Annotated in this window: 6 protein-coding genes; 3 read left to right on the top strand and 3 right to left on the bottom strand. The window is 35.1% G+C overall.

Going from position 1 to position 4,230, the window contains the following annotated elements; translation table 11 throughout:
- Positions 1–178: 178 nt before the first annotated feature.
- Entirely contained in the window at positions 179–640 is a 462-nt protein-coding gene (locus tag NZ519_12705; protein MCS7029614.1) for a hypothetical protein, read from the bottom strand.
- Positions 641–724: 84 nt separating this feature from the next.
- Between NZ519_12705 and NZ519_12700 the strand changes: the two genes are divergently transcribed.
- Positions 725–934: a hypothetical protein gene (locus NZ519_12700; protein ID MCS7029613.1), complete on the top strand. Its 210-nt coding sequence runs from the start codon at positions 725–727 to the stop codon at positions 932–934.
- A 117-nt stretch (positions 935–1,051) separates the two neighbouring features.
- Positions 1,052–1,195, top strand: coding sequence for a hypothetical protein (locus tag NZ519_12695; protein ID MCS7029612.1), 144 nt, complete (start codon positions 1,052–1,054; stop codon positions 1,193–1,195).
- A gap of 138 nt (positions 1,196–1,333) precedes the next feature.
- On the opposite strand, the gene NZ519_12690 is transcribed toward NZ519_12695, so the two are convergent.
- Both NZ519_12690 and NZ519_12685 read right to left on the bottom strand, forming a co-directional pair.
- A complete protein-coding gene (locus NZ519_12690; GenBank protein MCS7029611.1) occupies positions 1,334–2,080 on the bottom strand; it encodes a DNA-protecting protein DprA in 747 nt (248 codons plus the stop codon).
- A gap of 183 nt (positions 2,081–2,263) precedes the next feature.
- Positions 2,264–2,869 carry a ComF family protein gene (locus NZ519_12685; protein ID MCS7029610.1) on the bottom strand — a complete coding sequence of 202 codons (606 nt, stop codon included), beginning with the start codon at positions 2,867–2,869 and terminating at the stop codon, positions 2,264–2,266.
- 739 nt (positions 2,870–3,608) lie between these two features.
- Here NZ519_12685 and NZ519_12680 point away from each other — a divergent pair.
- A complete protein-coding gene (locus tag NZ519_12680; GenBank protein ID MCS7029609.1) occupies positions 3,609–3,941 on the top strand; it encodes an HPF/RaiA family ribosome-associated protein in 333 nt (110 codons plus the stop codon).
- Positions 3,942–4,230: the final 289 nt, after the last annotated feature.

Genomic DNA, 4,230 nt, shown 5'->3' with positions numbered 1-4,230 from the left:
TTTTTCCTTTATTTCTTAAAAAACCTTCTATCAATGTCAGAAAAATCCGTATGTTTGCCTTATTTACTGTGTCTTTCAACAATGAAAAGACATTTATTTTTTCATACTGTACAAAAGTACAGTTTTTTTTGTATCTACTATTAAGAACTTAAAAAATGTCACTCATATTGATAGTTTGTCATCTCTGTTTAATAATCCTAATTTTACCTCCTGTATTTGGACAATTTTTTGCAGTCCATGTACCTCGTAATTCTATTCTGTTATTTTCTTTTACATAAGCCATAGGCATTTCTTTGAAACAAAATACCCAATCTTTACTTTTTTGAACTACTTCATATTCTTTGAGTTTGAGTGTTTGGTTAGAATTTTGATAATTGCCCTCAAAGTTATATACGACCAGTACTTGGGTACTATCCTGATTGTCGTAGAAAATACTTTTTCCTTTTACACTATTATCTTTGTTGATTTTGATTTTGAATATGGTTTTATAGAATACTTCACTGTTTCCTATATCCTGAGAAGTAAAACCTTGATATGTTCCTTGCAGCTTCTTTAGAGGAATAGAGTTTTTTTCTTTTTGTGCAATTCCATAATTGAAAAGGATAACAACACTTACTACTAATATAAAAAAACTTTTCATGGTGATGCAAAGTTATAGAATATGAATAAAAAAGAAAATCGGTACCAATACGGACGTGTTATTTTTTAGTTTATTTTGAGTTTAATGGGTAGTTTTTCTGATGTTAAGTTTATTTTTGGGCGTGCCCTTGCCCGCGTTTCGCTGCGCTCATGCGGGCAAGGTCGGCGTGCTACGGGCTGCGCTTCGCTTCGGTGCTGCGCCCCACCCGCCCACCCCTGGGCAAGGGTAAAAGTGCGGGCGAGGGGCTTCGCACCAAGCCTGACGGCTTGCCCTTCGCATGCCTCACGCAGATAACTTTGCCATTAAATTAAATCCCCTTATGCCCAGTTTAACCTTGTAAATAACTGAAGATAACTATCAAACAAGGTAAAGCAAAACGATGCTTAAAAACAAAGTAAAACCTCAAAATCTATGGTAAAACCGCGTGAGGGGCATGGAGCATGCCGTCAGGCAGTGCGAAGCGTGAGCGTAGCACCGCAGCGCACGCGTAGTGCGGAATGCCCCGACCCTTGCGCAGCAAGGGGCACGCCCAAAAAAAAGAAATTCTCTTTTTAGAGTGGTACAATTTCAGAATAAAAAAGCATAGAATAGAGCTTAGATTTTAGCAAAAAGTCGGCGTTTTTATTAAACAGATTAGAATCCAAATTAGACCTTATTTGAGTTGTTATATCTCTGTTTTTCATGTTACACATATTACACATCAAAGAGAGTCCTCTGCTGGGTTTTTATTGGTTTATCTTCTAAAAATTTCAAAATCTCCGTTTCATCTGAAAATTCAATCCCGCCTTTTTTAATTAACTCTTTGTTTCCTAGGGGTGTAGTATCAAATTTCTTTGGACTAAGTACAAAAAGTGGTATTCCCATCTCTAATGCAGATTTCCCTGCATTAAATGTACCGCTCATTTTTCCTGTTGTAGGATCTTTTTCAGGTCCCGACTTAATAACTACTACCGCCTTAGACATTGCACATACCAGTTTGTTTCTTGTCATTGCATTTTTTCCAGAGAATATCTCGTTAGGTGCAAATTGTGATACAAATAACGCGTTCTCTTCCCAATTAAACTTTTTTATCTCTCTTTTAATCGTAAGATGATTTACTCCAAAACTTAAAACCATCGTAGTAGTACCTTGAGCTTCAAGAGCGCCTAAGTGAGCAGCCGTGTCAATGCCTTTTGCATATCCAGAAATAACATTGATGCCGTTTTCAGATAATTTTCGGGCAATAGTTTTTGTAATCTCAATTTCAAATTCACCTACATCTCTTGAACCAACTATGGATACACCTTTCTGATTTAATAGTGGTAAGCATCCCTTGCAATATAGAACGGGCGGTGCACTATTGCCCATATTTTCCAAAACAAACTTTGGATATCTATCGTCATTCAATCGTATAACAATAGTTTCCTGGAATTTAAATCCTTGATAAATTTTGTTTTTCATTGGCTTCTGAAAATTTAGCTTGTCTAATTTTTGGAAAAAGTTTAGATAATTCATCTACTCTCATATCAAACCAATCGTTTGTCGATATCTTATTTGCTAACAGTTTTTTAAATATGCAACATCTGCTCTCTTTACCAAAACTAGGTACATTTAGGAGTATATACCACGAATATTCTTTGTTTCTCATCTTTTTGAACGAGTTTTTGTGATTGTCAAAACATAAATTTTATTTGCTTTTGCCCTACTACTGATAGCATCAAAAGCTGCACTTAAAGTTTCACCTGAACGATAAAGATCATCAAAAATAAGAACGTTTTTTCCTAGGAGTGCATTAGTGTCAATACTGAATGCATCTTTTAATATTTCTCGCCTTTTTTCTGGTTCAATTATATCTTTTAATTCAGAAGTTGATTTTACTTTCCTTAAAACATTGGTATCCACAAAAATATTCAAGTATTGCCCGATATGTTTTGCAATCTCATAAACGGGTTGAAAAGTCCTATTAGTATTAGATGGGGGTATGGGTATAATCACATCTATTTTCCAATTTTTTCTTTTCAGAAAACTTGAAGCCACTGCTGCAATTTCTCTTGCGTGAGAAATTTCATTTCTATATTTTAGCAAGTATAACTTTTCAGCAATGGGTGGCCTTTTAGTATCCCAAAGGTTTGATAAGGGGTCTATTGGGATACTATAAAGAGTATGAAGGTCTAAAGCCCAACCTTCTACCCACCTTCCAGGTAACTGTTGAGGATTTATTTGCACATTTGCAATCAATAGCACTCTCATCTTTGAGCATAAAAGTATGCAACTTTTGTGAACTAAGCAATACTTTTTTCAAAAAAATTTAACATCAGCCTAGAATTGTTCTGAAAGAGGTGCATAGTGAAGCTAAAGTTATTGATTTTGAGTTAGTTATGGTAAAAAATTGGTAAGATATTTAATAACGGAATTAGGTGAAATGAGTTTTGAAGGACACTAATGAAAAAAGTAGTCAAATTCTGCCCGCAGGGCATAAAGAAAACAGTTTTTTGATATCAGATTTTTTGAGGGGAACAGTTTTTGTAAGGTATTTTCAAGTTTTTTGAAGGATGTAGAAGTTAAAAAGCGTGAGGCGTGCGAAGGGCATGCGCCAGTACAGTGCAGAGAGAAGCACAGCACCGAAGCGTGAGCGTAGCCCGCAGAACGTCGCCCTCATAGGCGTTTCGATGCGATCATGCCCATAAGGACACGCTCAAAAGATTAAAAACTTTGCATACATCTTTTGTGTAACACAAAAAATTTTATTTCTATGATTGATTACTGCGAATATTTTAGGACACCTTTAATGTTTCATCTTTTTTCTCCATAAAAACAAAATAACTATTACAATCCTTTGGTAACACGATAGAAAAAAATGTTTGTCTTTTTACTTCTGCTGGTAAATACTTTGCTTTTTAGAGCAACTTTTTAAGATTTTTTTATTTTACTTTGACTTTTTCTTAAAAACAGCGTATATTTACTACTGAATTTTAATTTCCTTTGTGTTATGAAAATCACCATTCATTCCATTCACTTTGACGCTGATAAAAAGCTACTTGCTTTAATCCAAGAGCGTCTAAATAAACTAGACCAGTTTTTTAATCATATCATCGGGGCAGAAGTGTATCTTCGTTTAGACAAAGACCCCGATGCAGGTAACAAAATCGTAGAAGTTAAAATAGATATGAGTCAAAAAGTAGAAACAGTTAAAGCTCGTTCAAAAACTTTTGAAAAAGCGTTAGACGAAGTCTACCATGCATTAGAGCAAATTGTAAAAAGGCACAAGGAAAAACTCCGCAATAGAAAAGTAGACAAGAATCTCCTTCTTATAGAAGATTAACCTTTCACATATCCCATTTTAATAACTCTCCTCTTCAAAGAGGAGAGTTTTTGCTTGATTCCAGTACTTTGGGCATAATAGTCTTTTTAACATTTGATAATTTTTTCTTGCTGTTTGTGAGTTAGTTACACTTTTTTCGTAAAATTTCTCTTGACAGGGTTTGTTGTGTTGTTATATCTTTGCAGTCCCAAAACAACGAAAGGGGCTCAGTCAGGTTAAGTAAAGTAAGTGGTGATTAGGTTAGTTGAGGTTGAGTAGGGAAGGTGTAGTGGGCGGTTTATTTGGGACA

This window comes from Bacteroidia bacterium, from assembly GCA_025056095.1.
Classification (GTDB): Bacteria; Bacteroidota; Bacteroidia; order JANWVE01; family JANWVE01; genus JANWVE01.
This window is presented reverse-complemented; position numbering and strand designations above follow the sequence as displayed.